Annotated in this window: 13 protein-coding genes and 1 pseudogene (1 of these 14 only partly in view); 13 read left to right on the forward strand and 1 reads right to left on the reverse strand. The window is 62.6% G+C overall.

Translation table 11 applies throughout. The annotated features are described in order from the left end of the window. Positions 1-265 precede the first annotated feature (265 nt). From H5T65_05660 to H5T65_05710, 11 genes are all read left to right on the forward strand, one after another. Positions 266-445 (forward strand): hypothetical protein, encoded by a 180-nt coding sequence (locus H5T65_05660; GenBank protein ID MBC7258713.1) that lies wholly within the window; start codon positions 266-268, stop codon positions 443-445. A 74-nt stretch (positions 446-519) separates the two neighbouring features. Further along, on the forward strand, positions 520-750 hold the full coding sequence (locus H5T65_05665) for a helix-turn-helix domain-containing protein (GenBank protein MBC7258714.1): 231 nt from the start codon (positions 520-522) through the stop codon (positions 748-750). Between the two features lie 42 nt (positions 751-792). Beyond that, entirely contained in the window at positions 793-3,399 is a 2,607-nt protein-coding gene (locus H5T65_05670; GenBank protein ID MBC7258715.1) for a toprim domain-containing protein, read from the forward strand. A 628-nt stretch (positions 3,400-4,027) separates the two neighbouring features. Further along, a complete protein-coding gene (locus H5T65_05675; GenBank protein ID MBC7258716.1) occupies positions 4,028-4,477 on the forward strand; it encodes a single-stranded DNA-binding protein in 450 nt (149 codons plus the stop codon). 28 nt (positions 4,478-4,505) lie between these two features. Next, on the forward strand, positions 4,506-4,895 hold the full coding sequence (locus H5T65_05680) for a single-stranded DNA-binding protein (GenBank protein MBC7258717.1): 390 nt from the start codon (positions 4,506-4,508) through the stop codon (positions 4,893-4,895). Beyond that, entirely contained in the window at positions 4,864-5,406 is a 543-nt protein-coding gene (locus tag H5T65_05685) for a hypothetical protein (protein MBC7258718.1), read from the forward strand. The genes H5T65_05680 and H5T65_05685 overlap by 32 nt, the downstream gene beginning before the upstream one ends. Continuing rightward, positions 5,366-6,616, forward strand: a complete 1,251-nt coding sequence (locus tag H5T65_05690; GenBank protein ID MBC7258719.1) for a hypothetical protein — start codon at positions 5,366-5,368, stop codon at positions 6,614-6,616. The genes H5T65_05685 and H5T65_05690 overlap by 41 nt, the downstream gene beginning before the upstream one ends. Continuing rightward, positions 6,613-7,119, forward strand: a complete 507-nt coding sequence (locus H5T65_05695; protein ID MBC7258720.1) for a hypothetical protein — start codon at positions 6,613-6,615, stop codon at positions 7,117-7,119. Before H5T65_05690 ends, H5T65_05695 begins: the two co-directional genes overlap by 4 nt. 2 nt (positions 7,120-7,121) lie before the next feature. Next, positions 7,122-7,823, forward strand: a complete 702-nt coding sequence (locus tag H5T65_05700) for a hypothetical protein (GenBank protein ID MBC7258721.1) — start codon at positions 7,122-7,124, stop codon at positions 7,821-7,823. Between the two features lie 113 nt (positions 7,824-7,936). Continuing rightward, positions 7,937-12,043 carry a serine-rich protein gene (locus H5T65_05705; protein MBC7258722.1) on the forward strand — a complete coding sequence of 1,369 codons (4,107 nt, stop codon included), beginning with the start codon at positions 7,937-7,939 and terminating at the stop codon, positions 12,041-12,043. Positions 12,044-12,369: 326 nt separating this feature from the next. Further along, a complete protein-coding gene (locus tag H5T65_05710) occupies positions 12,370-12,930 on the forward strand; it encodes a PIN domain-containing protein (GenBank protein MBC7258723.1) in 561 nt (186 codons plus the stop codon). Between the two features lie 169 nt (positions 12,931-13,099). Here H5T65_05710 and H5T65_05715 read toward each other — a convergent pair whose 3' ends face one another. Continuing rightward, the gene (locus H5T65_05715; protein MBC7258724.1) at positions 13,100-18,283 is read right to left on the reverse strand and encodes a S8 family serine peptidase; all 5,184 of its coding nucleotides are present in this window, start codon (positions 18,281-18,283) and stop codon (positions 13,100-13,102) included. Between the two features lie 527 nt (positions 18,284-18,810). On the opposite strand from H5T65_05715, the gene cpaB reads away from it, so the two are divergent. Continuing rightward, the gene (cpaB, locus tag H5T65_05720; protein ID MBC7258725.1) at positions 18,811-19,680 is read left to right on the forward strand and encodes a Flp pilus assembly protein CpaB; all 870 of its coding nucleotides are present in this window, start codon (positions 18,811-18,813) and stop codon (positions 19,678-19,680) included. Beyond that, positions 19,677-19,788 (forward strand): annotated as a pseudogene (locus H5T65_05725) (AAA family ATPase) (it continues 1,160 nt past the right edge of the window). Before cpaB ends, H5T65_05725 begins: the two are co-directional and overlap by 4 nt.

Consider the following 19,788-nt stretch of genomic DNA (forward strand, 5'->3'; position numbering starts at 1 on the left):
CATAGTCGGCGGGTTCACCAACAAGTGGGGAGCCATCCCTGATTCCGCCGCTGCTTGGCAGCCGCGTGGGGCAATTTGCCCCCTGAAGCGCCATCCGAGATAGCGAAGTGGGGCTTTGACATTCACCCACCGTGTGTGTTACAGACACATCGGAGTGGGGGATTTGACAATATAGAACAAATGTGCTACACTGTGCGCCAAGACAGGGTTTTCTCCGCAGCAAACCAGGACACAGGAGGCAACTCTAATGGGAGCACGAAGACGGATGAGACACCCCCGCCGGTTCACGTTTGCGATTGAGCAAGAGGAACTGCGCCTGTTGAAGTTGCGGGCGTTGGAGCACGAGATGTCTCCTGGGGCGTTGTTGCGGAGGATCATCCGCGCCTGGCTTGGGATACCAGAGCCAGGCGACGGGGGAGAGGAAAAGCCGCCGAGGGGCCGATGAGGCCCCTCGGTTCTTTTTGCGTAGGAAGTGTGCACGATATTCCATCTGACTTTTCGTACCGGAGGTTGGGGGCGATGCAAGATGGGGCGAGGGGGTACGCGATAGAGGCGTTTCGGGCGGCGATTCGTGCCCGGGGTTGGGAGACGGCATGGGTCGCAGGGTTGCTGGGGTATCCGAGCCGGTATCTTCGGGCGATCCTGGATGGAGAGGAGCCGGTGACGGAGGAGTTTGTGGAGCGAGTGGCCCAGGTGTTGGAGGTTCCAGAGACGCTGTTTGTGCAGGAAGCGAGGTTGCGTTCGGTCTAGGCGCGTCAGGTGGGCCAAGTGCGGCCCATGTGGAGGGGAGCGATGGGGTTCAAGGAAGAGGTGTTGAGGCGCTCGCCCATCCGGGAGGTGGCGCAGGAGTTGATCCCTGGCTTGCAAAAGGTCGGGCGCACATGGGTCGGGAGCACGCGAGGGGAGAAGACGCCGGCACTGACGGTGTATCCCCACACAGAATCCTGGTATCACTACGGCGATGGCGTAGGCGGGGATGTGATTGACCTGGTGTCCTACGTGCGGCTCGGGCCTGGGTTTCGGGCGCGGGACGCCGAGCAGTTCGTGGAAAGCCTGCGGTGGTTGGCGGAGCGGGCTGGGGTGGACTGGTCATCGGAATGGCGGGGGCGGGAGCCGACCCTGCGGGACAGAGTTCTGGGATTGACAGCGCAGTGCTACCACGCACGGCTGATGGAGATGCCAACGGTGATCCAAGGGCCTGCGCTTCGGGGAATTGATGTGGAGGTGTTGCGAGAGTTTCGGGTTGGAGTGGCCGCGGGGGATGCGCTGGAGAAGTATCTGCACGGGCATGGGATAAGCCGGGAAGATGCGGTGGAAGCGGGCGTGCTGCGCGAGGACGGCCGGGAGGTATTCGCGGGAAGGGTGGTGTTTCCCACGTTCTCGCGCGGCCGCGTGGTGTACCTGACAGGGCGGCTCCTTGGAGAAGGCAGGGGGCCGAAGTACTTGCACATGCGCGGGGCCAAGCCGGTGTACAACGACGCGGCACTCAATGGCAAGGGCGAACTGGTCCTTGTGGAAGGGATCACGGACTGCCTTGTCCTGCATGGGTGGGGTATCCCTGCGATTGCCCTTCAGGGTACAACCTTGCCGGAGGGGCTGCTTGCCACGGTTCGGCGTCACGATCCGGTGTACATTTGCCTGGATGGGGACGCAGCGGGGCGGGAGGCTGGGTTGCGGTTGGGGGAGCGCGTGGGCCCGCTGGCGCGCGTGGTGAGACTTCCGGACGGGCAGGATGTTCGGGACGTGGCGATCGGGGGCTGGACGGCCCGCCAGTTTCGCGAGGTTTTGGATGCAGCGGACACGGTACTGGGATGGAAGTTGAAGGAAGCGGCGAATGCAGCGGGATCGGAGCGAGACAGGCGGGTGGAAGAGGTCTTGCGTCTGATGGTGAGCCTGCCCCCTGTGCCCTTGGTGCGATACGAGGAGGAGGCCAGATCGCTGCTGGGGCTGTCGTCCGCGGCCTTGGGCAAATTGCTGCGTGCGGCACGGAAGGATCACAAAGCGAGCGACGAAGGCCGTGGCACGCGGCGCGAACCTGTGGTGGTGGAAGGGACGTATCGGGTGCTCACGCCTGCGCTGGACTATGTGGGAGACGTTGGGGTGGTGGCGGTGCCTCTTCTGGTGCGCGACGGTGATGGGAAAGTCACGCGCCAGCCGTATCTGATCACGAGCGAGCGGGAGCAGATTCCGCTCCCGGAGGACGGGTTTGTAACGATCGGGGGGCAGCCGATGGTCGTGCCAACGGAGCCCGTGATGCTGGGATCTTCCAGCCGGTGGGAGTACCGCAGCCTGGAGGCGTTTTTGAGAGGGGCGAAGCCCAACCCGGTGGAGACCTACCGTGCGGTGGAGCGGCTGTTTGATCGGTACGTGGAGTTTGAGGAGGCCCACACGACAGATGTCTTGGCCCTGTGGACGGTGGGAACCTACCTGTACCCGCTGTTTGAGACGTATCCGTACATTGGCCTGTGGGGTCCGCCTGGGTCTGGGAAGACGAAAACGATGGACGTGGCGCAGCATTTGGCGTTCAACATGCGCTGTACAGCGGACATCACACCTGCCGGGGTGTATCGGCTCATGGATGCGACGCGGGGAGCGCTGGGGATTGACGAGGCGGAACGGTTGGGGAGGCGGGGAGACCCGTGGGCAGAGGAGTTGCGTCAGGTGTTGAACGCTGGGTACAAGCGTGGGGCCGTGGCGACCCGAGCGGAAAAGGGGCCGAATGAACGGTTTGAGGTGCGCGAGTTTGCGGTATACGGGCCGAAGATGTTGGCCAACATCCGTGGGCTGGAGGAGGTGTTGCGGGATCGGTGCATCGTGATCCCGATGCTGCGGGCGAAAACGGAGAAAGGGAACCTGCTGGTGCGGGAGGGAGACGAGGACTGGGCGGGCGTGAGGGGGGATCTGTACGGTGTGGCGTTGACCTTCTTCCATGAGGTGCGGCGCATCTACGAGGAAGACGCGGGGATTCGGGTGCTGAACAATCGGCACGGGGAGCGGTGGTTGCCACTGTTGGCGCTGGCGAAGTTCTTTGAAGAGGAAGGGCTCACGGGGTTGGTAGAGGCGATTCGGAAGTATGCCGTCGCCAATGCCCGGCAAGGGGAGCGATCTGGGCTGTCCGAATGGGATCAGGCGCTGCTGCTGGCGTTGAGGTCGCTGGTGAAGGGGGAAGTGGGGCACGTAGGCACGGGGGATATCGTCGGGGCGATGCGGAAGTACCTGCCAGAGGAGGAAGGAGATGGGGTTACGGCGCGGCACGTTGGGCATGGGATGCAGCGGTTGGGGCTGGCGGAGAGGCGACGACAGGCGCGTGGGTATGTGTACCGTGTGCGCAGGGTGGACATAGAGGACCGTATGGAGCGATACGAGGTGGAACCGCCCGAGGAAGAGGAGGTGCGGTGAGTGTAGTTAGTGTAGTTAGTGTAGTTTGTTTGGGGTACGGGGGCACGGAAATGTGCGCGTGTGGGTGGACCGGTGGGCGACCGTCCGCAGGCGCAAGCGGGCCGTGCGCGGGTCCATCGCCATGCACATGTGGTTTGCGTAGGGCATTACGAGTAAGAGACATGAAACAGAGGGGGTGGCTGGGGCACATAGGGTGGTCAGACACGGAATCGCGAGGGATTCGGTCTTGGGAAGCACGCGCAAGCCTCTTAGGGAATGTCTCGGAAAACGCACGTACGTGCGGATTTCAGACATACAAGACTGTCGGCATACCTTCTGTGCGAATCCGAAGCATCCAACGGTGGATCTCTGCAAGTGGATGTTCCAATATCTGCACAGAGTTTGATCATGTGGCGTTCTCAGGGGCTCGCGTACCCCAGAGCCAGACGCGTGGTACGGCGACACGCATGTGAAGAGATTATGCGGGGTGTACTCCCTGGGAAAACTACACTAACTGCACTAACTACACTGAGCGGGTAGGAGACCCTGCATGTAGTAGCAGTTTGGAGAATCTTTGCCATATCTTGTAGGCATCCGGTGCAGTTACCCCCCGAGGGGAACTGCACACACAACACACTGGAGGAGCAGGATGGTGATCAACATGGACATCAAGGAAGGTTGGGTGCACGAGGAGCCGCAGGTGCTGTTGACGCGGAGAGGGCGGCCGAAGTTGGTGTTCCGGCTTGCGGTGGCGCGAGACGGGACGCGAGCGGCGAAGTACGGTGAGACGGGCGGGACGGGGCGTGGGGTGGACATGATCCACGTGGTGATGTACGGTGAGCGAGGGGAGGCGCTCCAGCCGCTGCTGCGGAAAGGCGCGCAGGTGGTGGTGTTCGGGTGGACGCAGAGTCGGGTGTACACCGCGAAGGATGGGAGTCGGCGGATGGTAACGGAGACGGTGGCCGAGCGGATCACCTTCCTGCCCGAGGCGTGGCGGGATGGGGGATGGCATGTCGTTGGGATGGGGAACGAGATGGATGGCGCTGTGGGCGAGGCAGGCTCGCCGCCACAGGTGGATGGAGACGATTCAGCAGAGTGAGAGATTGGTGGGAAGAGGGAGGAGACGTATGGCCGTACACAATCAGGTGGAGTTGTTGGGGAAGCTGGTCAGCGAGCCGGAGTTGCTGCCGACGCGGATAGGGCGAGGGAAGTTGGTATTTCGGCTGGCGGTGCACCGGCCGCCGGAGATGCCTGCGAAGTGGGATACGGATGGAGGGCGAGCGGTGCGTCGGCCGGACCATGTAACGGTGGTGATGTTTGGCGCGGAAGTGGCTCGGCTGCAGAGGCAGTTGTACCGGGGGATGCGGGTCCTGGTGGTCGGGGGGCTGGTGAGCCGGGATATCACGGTGCGCGGAGAGGAACGGACGGTGAATGAGGTGGTGGCGCGGAGGATAGAGATGCTGGACCCGTTGAGGGAGGACGACGATGACGATTCGGGTGATTCGGATTCGGCGTAAGGTGATTGCAGGGGTGGTAGGGTTGGTCTTGCTCGCGGCGGCGGTTCCGATAGGGATTGGCAACACGCCGTATGCCGACGGGCACGCGGTGGTGCTGACGCGGGGAAGGCTGGAAATGGTGCAGTCGGTTCGGGCGCTCGCGACGTGGGTGGTAGAGGTGAGGAGAGAGTTGGACGTGTTAGAGACGATCTTGGGAGAGTCAGCGGCGAGCCCGGACTCCGGGCGGCTGTTAGCCGAAGGCGAGCGAGGCGCGGAGGCATTGCGGCGGCTAGGCGCGGTGGCTCGGGAGGTGGAAGGAGCGCGGGTGCCGGACGCGATGAGCGAGTTGCAGCGGCAGGCGCGCGAGGCACTGGGTTCCGCCATCGCGGCAGGGCAGGCTGTGGTAGAGTGCGTGGGGGCCCCGCGGGCAGAGGCCGTGGCGGAAGCCTGGACGCGGCTAAGGGAGGCGAGGGGCGCGTTGGAGGAGTTGGATGGGCGGGTACGGGTGCAGCGGGGCATGTTGTGGCGATAGCGACGAGGTGAGCGAGGTGGAATTGGCGTTGGAAGTGCAGCGGCTGCGGGTGAGTCTGGGGCAGTTGCAGACCAGTTTTGATGCGCTGATGGCGATGAAGGAGCAAGCGGAGGGGGAGCGGGATGGTCTGGCCCGGGCGATTCGGGGGATTGCGGAAACGCTGATCCCGGAACGCCTGGCGGAGATGGCGCGGGAGGATTCGGCGCAACTGGGGCGGATGACTGCTGCGGAGATGGCTCGGCTGGTGCAGGTGGAAGGGGCGTCCAAGATGTACCGGTTGCAGGCGGCTCAGGAACGCCCGGATGCGGGGCGGCAAACGTGGCTGGAGCAGAGGCTCCTGGAGATGGAGGCGGCATTGACCACCTTGCGGGCACGGGAGCGGGCGTTGGAGGAAGCCCTTGCCGAGAGTCGTGCGCGGTTGCGAACGGCGGAGGAGCGACTGGCGGCATGGGTTGCGGCGAAAGAGGATCGCGCCGCGCCCGTCGTGGGGACAGAGGGGGAAGAGAGGGCCGATGTTCTGCTGGGGGTTCTGGCGACGACGGGGATCAGCCGTCGGAAGGAGTTGGAGCGGATTCTGCGGGAGGAGCATGGGGTACCGGAGGGAGGATCCATGCACCGGTTGTTTGAGCGGGTTTCGGAGGCGGGGTGGGTGGTCCGGCTGCGGCCAAAGGCGGAGGCGCGCGGCCGGAACACGGAGTTGGTGCGCCTGACAGAGGTCGGTCGGGAGCGGGTGCGCGAAGTGCTTGGCGTGGAGGCCGTTCGGTCGGAATGGGAGCGATTGGCCGAGCGGCACGGAAGCGACGCGCATGTGCTGCTGACCCTGGAGGGCGCGGATCACCTGCGCCGGTTTGGAGCGACGGCGGTAGACGTGTTTCCGGTGCCTGCGCGCACCGCAGACGGGGGCACCTTTGCGCCCGATATCGTGGCCGTGCTGGAGGAGCATCCGATCTACGTGGAGTGCGAGCGGCGGACGCGCAAGGACCCTGCAGCGCGAGATCGCAAGTGGGCGAACGTGTACCAGGCGACGAGCGAGTTCTGCATCATCTGTCCGGACGAGGGGGCATGCAAGGCGATCGTATCGGAAGTCACGGGGTGGGCAATGGAGCGGGGCAAAGCGGTGCGGTTGCGCGTGGCGAGCCTGGACCGAGGGGAGCGGTTGTGGGTGCTGGAGCGGGATATTGCAGCGCGAAAGGAGGAAGATCGGAGATGAGGAAGAGTCGGCCGTTGTTTCGGTGCAGTGGGTGGGGAGACGACTGTCTGGATTGTCCGTACGCCGATGAGGTCCCGGCGGAGTGCACATGGGACTGCCCGCTGTGCACGGAGATTCGGAAGTGTCCGTGCGTGAGCCTGGAGGCGGTGCAGGAGTACTGGGCGCGGCGAGGGGAGACGAAGGTGCGGATAGACGATCACCTGCTGGTGGATGTGGGGCGTGTGGAAGAAGACTGGAGGCTGCCCTGGAAGGAGAACCTGAGCGGCGTGGTGGAGGCGGTGGAGAAGGTCGGGGTGCCGTTCCCCCTGATCGTGACGGTGGTGCCGAACCGGAAGGGATGGGAACGGTACCGGGTACTGGATGTGATGAGCCAGCGGATGCTGCTGGCGGCGCGGGGCGCGGGGATCAAGGCGGTTCCGGTGGTGGTGAAGGAGAACCTGTCGGAGGAAGAGATTGGGCAACTGCGCGCTGCGGTAGCGGCGTTGTGGGCGGTAGGAGGGTAGTCATGGAGGGGCTGGCCGGTGTGGGGCGGGCGATGCTGGAGGCGCTTGTCGTAGTGCTGAACGGGTTGTTGGTCATTGGGTATTGGGTGTGGGATCATGTGCCGCATCTGCTGGGGTTGGCGGGGGCGGGGGTCGTGTGGGTGCTGGATCGGCAGGCGGCGCTACAGGGCCTGGGCAGGCCTGCGCGGCCTGAGGTGGGGCAGATTCATCCTGAGGGGATTCTCCCTCGTGTGCCGCAGATGCTGACGTGGGCGATCGGGGTGGCATGGACGGCCGCGGCGCTGATGTATCCATCGCCTGTGCCGGCGATTGGTGCGGCGATGTGGTGGACGTGGATCGCAACGCTGTTGGTACTTCGCGGCGAGCGGGAGGCGGTCCTTTGGCGGGGGAAGGGGTTCCTGTTGACCTATGCGCTGGCTTTGCTGGGGTTTCGGGGCTACCTGGGTCTGGCGGCGCGGTTTGAGCCGGCGGCGTGGGCGGAGGTGCTGGGGTCCAGCGGCGAGGCGCAGCGGGTCATCGCGGGGAACTTGGCGATCTTTGCGACGGTGGGGACGTGGCTGACATGGTTTGTGTTACCGGTGGCGCACTTCTCCTATCTCGTCCAAAGGCTGCTTGTGAACCCGCTATCCCTGGCGGCGCCGTTTGCGACGGCGGAAGAGTGGATAGCAGCGTTGCGCAGTCGGCGCGGAAGGGGACAGCGGTAGGAGAGGAGTGCCGCCTAAGGGATGTCCTTCCAGTTCCAGGCGAAGGGGAACGGCAGGATGTCGGAACGTGCGAGCGCGATGAGGTTTCGCCGAGGAGGGAGCAAGGAGGGGGCATGCGAGGAAAGTGGGGTAGCGAGGTATCGCAGGTGGTTCCGGTGGATTTGGAGGTGTATCGGAGCGAGGCGGTGTACGACGGGGAAGGGCGGCTGGATCACCTGTACTACGATCTGGTGGAGCGGGAAAGCGGGGAGCGTCGCCGTCGGCACAAGGTGGTCAAGTTGGTGGCGCTGGACTTCCTGGCGAAGGAGGCGCGGGAAGAAGTTCTGTTGGTCCGTCGGACGGCGAAGGCGCTGAAGGGGCTGTACAACGCGGAGGTGGACTTCGTGTACCTGGTGGCGGGGATTTTCCGGCCGCATGTGGGGATTGTGCAGTGCTACGGGGTGCAGGGGGTTGGCGGGAGTCGGGAGGAGGCGCTGGAGCGGGCGAGAGAGGGGGCAGCAGCGCTGGACGGGGTGATGGCGAACTTTGAGCAGTCGCGCTTTGTGCCGTTGACGATGGGGCGCGCCGAGTGGCTCCGAAGGGCGTTGGGGGAGATGCGCTTCGGCTTGGTCGGGATTGGGCAGCCGGACCCGCGGGAGAATGCCCGGGGGATGTCGGGTGAGCATGGCCGCTCGCCCACCCTGGACGAATACACGTTGCAGCAGAACGAGTTACTGTATCGCGGCATGGCGAAGTTGCGGGAGGAGTTTGTGGCGGTAGTGATGGCGTTTCGGGTGCGGCAGGGGGACATCTATCGGCTGCAGGCAGCCAACGCGCGGGAAGCGTCCCGGTGGGCGTCCATGGAGAAGGGAACGCGGGGGATTCACGTCGGGTTGTCTATCCCCGTCATCCTGTCGGGCGCGTTCAACGCCGGTGCCAGCACCGGGTACGGGGTGTCGGACACCGGGGGCGTTACCCACAGCCGTGGCCGCGCGGAAGGTGTTACGGCTAGCGAGGGATACACCCGGTCGGTGGTGGACGGGCAATCCCACACGGAGGGGCACAGCCGTGGCGTTACGGAGACGGTGGGGGAATCCGTCACCACGGGACACGGGGTCGCGCGGGGTGAGGCGCACACGGTAGGGGAGAGCCAGTCGTCGGGGGGCAGTTGGGCGGTAACGGAGACACATGGGACGGCGCAGACGGTTGGGGAGAGCCACGCAGTGGGGCAGGCGCACACGGAGGGAGTGGCGCAGACGCAAGGGCAATCGCACACGGTGGGACACGCAGAGACAGCCTCTACGTCCCAGACCACGGGTCAGGCGCACAGCGTCGGGACGACAATCACAGACGGGCAGTCGTCGGGCTCCAACGTCGGCGTGTCGGTGGGGCAGTCGCAGAGCCACAGTCAGGGGACTTCGCATGGCGCTTCGCTCGGGATGTCGGCATCGCAGAGCCAGGAGGTGGGGCAATCGGTGCAGGTAGGGCACACCGATGGGCAGTCTGTGGCCGATGGGAGCAGCCAATACACCTCAGAGGGTCACACCAGGACGGTTGGGGTGAGTGCCTCGGGGACGGTGGGAACTTCGGCGAGCGGGGGCCTGGCGCTGGGCCTGCCGGGGACTCTGGGGGCGAATGCGAATGCAGGGGTGCACAACAGCGCGACGGTGGGTGGATCGCTGAGCAATGCCCACAGCGTGGTGGAAGGAGAGGGGACGTCGCATGTGGAGACCACATCCCAGAGCGACAGCCTAAGCCACGGGGCTAGTGTGTCTCAGGGGGCGAGCCAGGGGGTCAGCGTTGGGGTTACGCAAGGGCGTACGGAGGGCGATACGGTTGGGAGCAGCCTGGACGCATCGGTGGGGGCGAGTCAAGGGACGCAGCACTCGGTGGCGCAGTCGGTGAACGACGTGGAGAGCCATGCGACGACGGAGGGGCATGCCACGACGGCCAGTGTCGCGGATACGGTGAGCAGCGCCGAGACGAGGTCGTCATCGGACACGGTGAGTCGGACGGATGCCACGATGCGGGCGAACACGGTATCGCGATCGGAGTCGGTGAGCCGTGGTGGGTCATGGGCGAAAGGCACGTTTGCCAGCGACACGGTGTCTCGTGTGGAGAGCGATTCGGTGGCGCGCACGCAGTCCCGTGCGACGAGTGTGTCGGAGACGCAGTCTTCGGCAGACACGGTGTCCCATGCCGAGGGGGAAGCGTGGTCGGAGGTGCGGTCTCGGAGCCGAGTGGAGTCCACGGGCGTGGCGGAGTCCAAGAGCACAGGGGTGGTGCAAGCGCGGAGCCTGGCGACGGCAACGGGGATGGGTGTAGGCGCAGGGCTAGCGCCGTCGCTGTCGGCGTCCAAGACGTACCAGTGGGAGGATCACCTGGCGACGATGGTGGCCGATCTGCTGCGAGGGCAGGAGCGGCTGCTGGCGGAAGCGGCGACGGAAGGGGCCTTCTGGGTAGATGCGTACTTTCTGTGCCGCACGGAGCGAGGGAAGCAGGCGCTGGCTGCCCTGTACGCCCAGGCGTTTCATGGGACGGAGGAAGTCGTCACGCCGGCCCAGACGCGGATGCTCACGCCGCCGGAGGAGCGGTACGTCGCTCTGCATGCCCAGACCTTCACGCCATCCACGCGACGGGAGATCGTGCCGGGAATCCTGGAGGGATACCGAGACACGTCGTTTCTGACGCTCACTCAGGCTGCCGCTCTGGTGGCTCCGGGATGCTTTGAGGAAGGCGATGCGCTGACGGTGCAGGAGAAGATTCCGCCTTACGCCTTTCCGGTGGACATGCCCGGGGATGTGGTGATCGGCCGCCTGGTGTCGTACGAGACGGGGGACGTAACGCCTGCCCAATGTCGCCTCACGCGGGAGCGGATGACGAACACGGCGGCATTTGCGGACACGCGGTTTGGCAAGAGCGTGGTCATGACGTGGCTGGAGAAGGAAGTGGCGCTGCGGTGGGGGGACAGGGTGGTAGTGTTGGACTTCGGGCTGGGGCATCGGCAGTTGATGAACGTGATTCCCAGGGAGCGGTTTACGCTGTACGGACTGTATCAGGGGTCGCCCAGGCCGATCCGTTGGAACCCGCTGCAGATCGGGCGAAGGATTCCTCCGGATTTGCAACTGGACGCCACGGTGGACCTGTTGTGCAATGCGGGGCGGATGGGAGAGAGGCAGGCGGGATGGCTGTGGGAAGTGATGCGGGGGCTGTACTTGGAGCATGGCGTGCTGACCGAAGACCCGCAGGTGCTGTATCCGGAGAGGTACAACAAGGTTGTGCAAGAGCGGCCGGACACGCCAGAGGCGAGGCAAGCGGTCGCCCTGTCTCATGTTTCGGCGTCCGAGCGGGAGGTGTTGAATCGGGAACGGGAGAAGCCGGGGCTCGCGAACCTGGCCGATGGGCCGATCAAACTGGCGCAATTGCAGCCGTGGGAACGCCAGATATTGGCCATTGAGCGGTCCAAGGACGTGGACCTGAGTCAGGTGTATGACCGGCTGGAAGCGTTGTATGGGCGACTGCGGAACAACGTAACTGACCAGACGGCGGTGAAAGGGCTCTTGCTTCGGCTCAAGGTGTTTCGGTACGGACAGTTGGCGGCCATGTATGGGCGTGGGGAAGGGAGCATCGCGATTGAGGACTTGGCCTATCCCGATGGCGTAGCGGTTCTGGAGGGTGGGACGATGCCGGAGTACGGCAAGGCAGCGATTCTGGGGCTGATCTCGTGGCATCTGTACAACGACGCCATCTTCCGCGCGCGGGAAAGCATCGGGCAGACGGATGGGCGCAAGTTGTTCCTGGTGTACGAAGAGGCGAACAAGATCATCTCCGGCGTGGGGGAAGGAGCGCGGGAGGACAACGGGCGGCGGATGACCAGCGACATCTATGCCACCATGTTTCGGGATGCGGGGAAGTATGGGGTGTGGATGGGAGTGATTGCGCAGAGTCCGTCGGAGTTGCCGCCGGAGATCGTGAGTTCGTGCAACAACCTGTTCATCGGGCGGCTGAAGAACCCGAGGGATAGGGATTTGGCCGTGGCGGCGCTGGCGCGGTCGGAGAAGGGGTTCTGGTACGTGCAGGTGGCGAATCACATCGCGCGGCTGGAGGTGGGGCGGTTTGTGGTGCTGTTGGGGCTGTCGCGGGACAAGAAGGATGTGGAGCCGATGCTGGTGGAGACGATCCCGATGCCGGCTGCGGTGCCGGGGGATGGGGCGGTGGGCCAGAGATGCACTCCTTCATGAGGTCGCCGGAGTAGCCGCACCCCCGTGGGTGCATGTCCCCCAGTAGTATGAGATTAGCAGGATAGGCCGGACGCCCATGGGCGACAAGGGGCCCGACGGAGCCTCCGTCACTTTCGCTCTGGCCAGTGACATCGCATACTACGCGTAGCGGCACGTTCTGTGGCAGGTCCGAGTTGTTGCGTGGAAGAAGAGCGTCTGCCCACGGAACACCCGCGGGGCGGCGCAGGTCATCGTCGGGGTGCACTTTTCGGACACGGCAAGTTATTGACAATATACACCATTTGGATATAATCTGGCTATACATAGTGCTGCAAAAGGAGTGTACTATGGCAAAGAAAGTCATGCTTTCGTTTCCCGACGAATTTCTTGCTGAGGTGGACCGCGTGGCACGGGAGGAGCAACGGAGCCGGAGCGAACTTGTCCGCGAAGTGGCGCGAGGCGCGCGGATGAACGCGCACGTTGTCCCTGACACGTCGGTGGTCGTCAAGTGGTTACGGCAAGGCGAGATTCTGGCAGACCACGCATTGGCCTTGCGCTCCGCCTACGTGGACGGTCGCATCCAAATCTCTGTACCTGCGCTGCTGGTCTACGAGTTGGCGAACGTTTTGCGCTACAAGGATGAGCTCACGACCCTCCAGGTGGGGGATGCCGTACGGAGCCTGTTTGACATGGGCATGGAGTGGGTTCCTCCCACAGCGGCGACCATGCGTCGGGCAGTGGAAATCGCTCGTCAGTTTGACGTAACGGTCTACGATGCCGTCTTTGCCGCTGTGGCCGAGAATAGCGCGGCGGTCTTCGTTACGGCGGACGAGCGGCTGGCCCGCAGGCTTGCCACCTTGCCTTTTGTCCGGTACCTCGGCGATGTAGAGACAGATGGAGACGCCTGATTCTGAGACGCTCCGAGTTTGCGCGACGGTCTGAGGACACACGGAATGGACGTGGAGCCGATGCTGGTGGAGACGATCCCGCTGCCTGCGGCGGTGCCGGGGGATGGGGCGGTGGGGTGTATAGTGGGGGAAGGTAACCCTTACTGACCTTCCCCCACATGACACGATGCTATGGATTGGTGATGTCGAGCCTTCCAGGCTGAGATACCTGGATCCAGTAGCCCCTTCCTGGCTCTAGCATAGCCAAGTCATTCACAGGTGGTGGCGCTGCGGGATCATACAGCTTCCACGGGTCACCTGCATCGGCTGCATGGTAGGCATAAACCTGGACATATTTCCCGGCGATACTGGTGAGCGCCTCCGTGATCGGCCTTGTCTGGGTGCTTGCGTAGCCGACCAGATTCCATCCTGTCACGAGTGGGATAGAGGATAACGCCTGTATCTGTCCCACCAGCGTGAGGGTAGTTGCATCTGTTGCATGAATCCAGAGGCCCATGCTCTCCGTGATGTTGGACAGGGTGTTGGCGTAAGGCGGCGCGTCAGGATTGTATTTCTTCCAGGGATTGCTCGTGCTTGCGGCGTCATAGGCCCATACCATATCATAGTGGCCGGTGATGGAGGCCAGCACAGCAGCGGCGTCGGTGTTGGGCGGACGCACGGGAATAGACACCAGGTTCCATCCAGGATAGAGGCGCACGGTTGCCTGAGTGTTGTATCCCGCTACGACCCCACTACTTGCTCCTGCCTCGCTCCACAAGCCACCTTCGTTGCGGGCTCGGACGGAGACGTAGTAGGACTGCCCAGGTACCAGATTCAGCCCTGACCGAATGGTTTCGGTCATGCTGCTGTTGGTCCAGTTCACAACGTCTGTGCCTCCAGGTGTCGTCCCGATGGCGTAGCGGTACAGTGTAATTGCAGAGTCTGGGTCGGTGACAGACCATCTGGCGCCTAGCATCATATTGGTGCCGTCGTTCCAAGCCATAACATCTGGGGCGGGTGGGGGTGTGGTGTCGGCAATGGAGCCCGCGTAGTCCACCGTAAAGGTGTATGTTGAGTTGGGCGCGATTGCCATGCCGTCGGGGGTCCTAGCGCCAAAGACGACAGCCGCATAGGTACGCCGAGGTATCAATGATGTGACGTCGTACGATACGCTGTACTGCCGCGGGCTTTGCCATGCGGAGTTCTTGTCTGCCGCATAGTCCACATGCAACTGGCGGTACGTGACGACCAGCTTCCACGGCTCGCTGTCGCTCTTCACAACATGCCACAGGTTTCCCCACATGTCCTCATTTGGAGCTCTGTTCGGTGTCCACCATGAGCCAGATAGGGGCGCCCCCGTATAGGGCGCCCAGGTCCCATTGGTGAGCAGCACATCTACGGTCTTGGAGCATGTGTGGTCGACCCGCGTTGATTCAACATAGGTGTTGCCGACCGAATCAAACCACATGTCAGTGACCCACCAGCCAAGTTGTGTGCCTGCCGGGACGCTCGGGGCATGGAAGTACGATTCCGTACCACCTGGGCTAACCCTCAATACATTGCCAGCATTATCTCCCAAGTATATGTTCCCACACATGTCCTTTGTCCCACTGACATAGCGGCCAGTGGCGCGTGTGTGCCAACCGTCAAGGTCTAGTACTCCCCAACCGGACGGAAGCCAACTCGGACAGACATGCTCACTGCACTGCCACAGACAGTAATCAGAGGTACCAAGGTATACCCTGTCTCCGTCCACGACCAGAGCGCCTTCATTCCAGGGTGAGCCACCAATCTGCGTTGCGAAAGTATCCACGATCCCTAGCCCGCTCCTATTGAAGCCCACGGTCGGAGTCTGACTTGTGTCCATGTCTCGGCTGAATGCTACTTCAAACGTCACGGTCTGAATACCCACCGGGCTCTCGGGTGTCACGGTGATGGCTCTCACATAAGCCGGGGCGTCGGCCACAGGACTGGTCAGGACTGGGGTGTACGTAACTGGCCCCTTAGTGTAGTCTACGTTGAAATCATAGACCCGGGTACCAATGGCTCTTACATCCGTCGTACCCCACCAATTCTTCGACGCGTCGACGTACTGCCCAGAAGGGTTGTCGTTGTATAGATCATACGTACCAGTGTTGAACTCAAAATTGTTCCCCTCAATCTGAACAGGTATGCCTGCGCCTACGTAGAGGGCATTGCCCTTGTTGCCTGTCAATGTGTTGCTGATCACTGTTGCCGTCCCCACGCGCAGCCCATCGCCGTCGTTGTTAGCGACTAGATTGCCCCGCACTAACCCGGCATAGACAATCATTCCGGCTCCCGCACTCCCTACAACTCGGTTTGCAGTTACCGTCACGGTGCCGCTCGTCTGGATTCCTACCCCTGGGGCCTGCTCAATATCGTTGCCTTGCAGTGTGCTACCATCTCCGGCGATTACACGACCTCCCCGCAACGTGTTGGAAACCACCATCCCCGAAGTCAAGGCGATGCTGCCTCGCGTCACGTAGCTGTCGCTAACCATACCGCTGCCCAGAGTGATGTTGCCGTTCGTGACCGTCGTGTTCACCACCGACCCGCTACCCAGGCTGACTGTCCCACCTGCCGTGCTGTTCTCCACCACACCACCGCCGCTGATGGTGATCGCACTGCCAGCGCTCGTCCCGCTCACCAGGCTACCGTCCCGGAGATTGATCGTACCGGCCACGGTGCTCGTAAGCACGTTGGATAGAGAGCCTAGACTCAGGTTCCCATCGCTGATAGTGCTGCGCCAGACGTGTCCAGCTCCCGTGGCAGATACGCTACCTTTGACATCGCTGTCTAATAGCCAAAACGCGGTGCTGCCCAACGTACAGTTGATGCCACCCCCGTCTGTTGTGAGAGATGCGAGGTAGGGGGTTGCGCCACTGCACTCTATGCCGTTGGAAGCCCCCTGTATTCGTACACAACGAAGAATGCTTCCGGATTGATAGACGCCAGCCCCATCTGAGACAGCATCGGCACTCGGATCATCGAAATAGATTCGGCTCCACGAGCCTTCGGAGGAATAGGGCATGAAGACGATGGGCTGCTCCGCTGAGCCGTCCGCGACCAGCGTGCCTCCTACATTCAGCGCATAGTTACCATTGAACTTCACCTCAGTTCCTGGCTGAATCGTGAGCGTGAACCCTGGAGCAATGCCAACGTTGCCGTTGACTACATAAACCTTGTCGCTTGTCCAAATCGTGTCAGTGGCAATTGTCCCGGAAACCAGCTGCTCGCTGCTTCGTGTGGTCACTGTGAAGGTCAGTGTGGTGGTATACCCGCCATTGGCAGCAAGCGCCAGAGAGAATGGTATGGAATGGTTGTAGCCCGCACCTGCGGCAATCGTGATCGTGAAGGGAGTGCCATTCGCGACCGTTTGGCCTGATAGGATGCTCCCGAAATCGGCCGAGCCGTTCACAACAGCGACGTAAGGGTCGTCTGTGGTGAGCGTACCGATCACGCCCTCCGTATCCGCCCAGTCATTGCGCACCGAGACCTCAAGGCTAGACGAGGTGCCAAAGTCCGGGTGCCCGTTGGACGTGCCATTCGCGCTGTACCCTGCATACACCAGAATTGGGCTAGGCGGCAGAATCATTCTGCCGGCATTGGCCCGCCCACTCCCCAGCTCCCCTTCGTAGCCCGGGTTCAGCGTGTCAATCGGGTCTGCAGTGTGAGTCAGCTGCGAGCGGACCATGGCCGGTGTCCAGTCAGGATGCATGGACAGCAATAGCCCGACCAGCCCTGACACCAGGGGGGCGCCCACGGAAGTGCCAGAGGTATTGGAATAGTCACCACCAAGGGCGGTCGTCAAGATGTCCTCATCGGGTGCAGAGATGTCCACCCACGTCCCGTAGTTCGAAAAGGAGGAGCGCGTGTCCGCATTGGTGGTGCCGGCAACTGCGAGTGCGTTGGCGTACGCGGCAGGGTAGAACGGAGCGCTGGTGCTGTCGTTGCCTGCCCCGCCCACGACGACTGCCCCCAGGCTCTCGGCATAGTCCACCGCGTCTCGCAGGACATTGGAGAAAGAGTAGCCGCCCAGGGAGATGTTTATGATCCTGGCCCCCTTGTTTGCAGCATAGATCACGCCGGCGGCGATGTCAGAGTAGTTGGCAGCCCCAGAGGGCTGCATCACTTTCACTGGCATAATCCTGCAGCTACCGCAGACGCCAGCGATGCCAATGCCATTGTCCCTTCGCGCCGCGGCCACCCCCGCAACGAGCGAACCGTGTCCGCTCCAGTCGGACACGTCCTCGGTGTCCGACACGAAGTTCCAGCCGTTGACATCGTCCACATAGCCATTGTTGTCGTCGTCTACGCCATTGTTGGGGATCTCGCCAGGGTTCGTCCACAGATTGGACATCAGATCGGTGTGGGAGAGATCAACCCCTGAATCAACAATAGCGATGATGACCAATGGGCTCCCGCCATGTGCATCCCACGCGTCCTCAATGTGCACCTTCGCAAGGTTCCATTGCTGTCTATACAGAGGGTCGGAGACGTAGGGAGTAGGTGTGACGGTGGGTGTGTTAGTGGGAGTCAGGGTTGGTGTGGGCGTTGGTGTGTTGGTCGGTGTTGCCGTTGGTGTATCGGTCGGCGTATTGGTTGGTGTCTCAGTGGGTGTGTCTGTGGGCGTGCGCGTGGGCGTCTCAGTCGGTGTCTCCGTGGGTGTCGGAGTGGGCGTTGGCTCGGTGATTGTGATAAGAAGCGAGTACGGGGTGTACGCATCGTAGGCGTGGTTGTATCCGACCACCCGAACATAGAAGTAGCCAGTCACGGCAGCCGCGCTGTAGTCAATGGTCTCATCTGCCAGACCAGCATACCTACTGGACGCGACTTCAGCCTCGCTAGGGTCATAAAGGAAGAGATCGTAGTCGGCAGGAAGGTCAGTGAGATCAACCTGAATGCGCGAGTAGTTGGTCTCTACATCGACCTTGAAGAAATCTGCGTCTGTATCAGTGCTGATGTACGCTTGATAGACGGTGCTCGCGGTGATTGTATATGCCTGAGAGAAGCTATCGTTTGGCTCGTAGGGATCATTGGGGGGCTCCTGAATCGCATAGGCGATGTAGTCCGGTTCAGCGTACACGACACGCGGGTCGCGGTTCAGAATCTCGACAGCGTCCAACACGTTGACACTCGGACGTAGCGTGAGAAGGTAGACGCTGTGGAGGGCCGCATAGGCAGATGCTGGTAGCTTCTGCAATGCGTCACCTGAAGGTGCGAAGTCGGGAAAGACACGCTGGACCGAGATTGCGTCAACTTGCCGCAGGACCGCGGAGAGTTCTGCGTCATTCGCCTGCACCTTTCCGCTCGATGCCTGCAGCTCAACTCCAGGGCGGAACTTGACCAGCATTTGTCCTGGCACAAAGCGGGTGCGGTCGGTTTCAGCAATGCTGTTTACTGGTAACTGTTGCTCTGATGTGCCGGGTACCATGTTGGGCGCAGCAATCTCGCTAGCTGACGCTGGATCTTGTGTCTGTGTATTCAACAGCACGAAACTGAACAGAAGTAGACCTGTTGCCAGCAGCAAACTGAGAATGGTTGTTCTGTGTCTCATATGCTATGCTCCATGCCACGTGCGTAACGCCAGCAGATTTCGCACTCGTCCGGAAATGCCCGTGCTGGTTCAACAAGAATGCTCTGCCGCCCTTATAGCATATTCCTCTCCTCCTGTCAAGCGCATTTGCCGGTTAACATAAGAATCCTCACACCCAATTTGACACCGCACCAAACTTGTGCTATGCTCTCCTCGTAACTGAATACCTTGGCGCGGGGACAACATGGGTTTCCCCGCAACCTGTGACGGCAAGGACAGGAGTCCAGGCGGCTCCTTGACCTCTGCCGTTTTTGTTTGCCCTCAAACTGGATCGGGAGGATGGGATGAAAGTCCGCAAAGGCGCGCTGCCACTGGTTGGAATCGGAGTCCTGGGATTGATCACCTTCGCTGTCGTGTTGGCTTTTCTGTCCGGCATTTCTCGCACCGCCGACGTCGTCGTCGCAGGCCGAGGCCTCCCTGCAGGGGCGCGCCTGACTGCGGAAGACGTGGCCCTCAAGCGCATCCATGCCTCCGCCGTCCTGGAGGATGCCCTCACGGACCCTGCCGACGCCGTGGGGCAGGTGCTCTCTGCGCCGCGCCTCCCGGGCGAGCAGATCACGCGCTCGGTGGTAGGAGACCGGGCGATCTCTGGCATCGCTGCGACGCTGCCTCCCGATTGGCGGGCTGTTGCGGTACGGGTGGATCAGGCAACGGGCCTGGCGGGCATCCTGCGGGCAGGCGACCGGGTGGAGGCGGTGGCAGTGGTGGACAGCCAGACGCTGGGATATGCCTCAACCGACGGCCCCGGCACGCTGTCTCGCATCGTCCTGCACGACCTGCAAGTGGTGCTGGTGCCGCAATCGTTCCGGTACGAGGAGGCCCAGGTGGAACCATCTGGCTCCATGGCGCTGGCTCCTGTCCGCACCGCGACGTCGGCCCAGGCCTCGTCGGTGATCGTGCTGGCCGCTCCGGTCACGCCGACCGTCATCGCGCTCCTGCCCGTGGATTCGCCCAAGGGCAAGGCACAGGGCGGGACCCAACCGGTTACCCCAACGCTCTCGGCGAGCCCTGTGGAACTCCTGGCGCTGCTGAATGCCAAGGGCACGATTCACCTCGCCCTTCAGCCGGTGGAGCGGGAGATCGTCCCCACAGACGGCGTTGCCTGGAACGACCTCGTCCGGGACCTGGCTATCCCCGCGGAGGGCGGACGATGAGCGAAGAGCCGGTGCGGCTTCTCCTGTCCGAACGCGATCCCCGCGCCCTGGGAGCCCTGGTCGTGGCTGCTGGGGCGGAACCGGCGCGTTGCGCGGTGGTGTCCATTG

The organism is Chloroflexota bacterium, from assembly GCA_014360805.1.
GTDB lineage: Bacteria > Chloroflexota > Anaerolineae > DTLA01 > DTLA01 > DTLA01.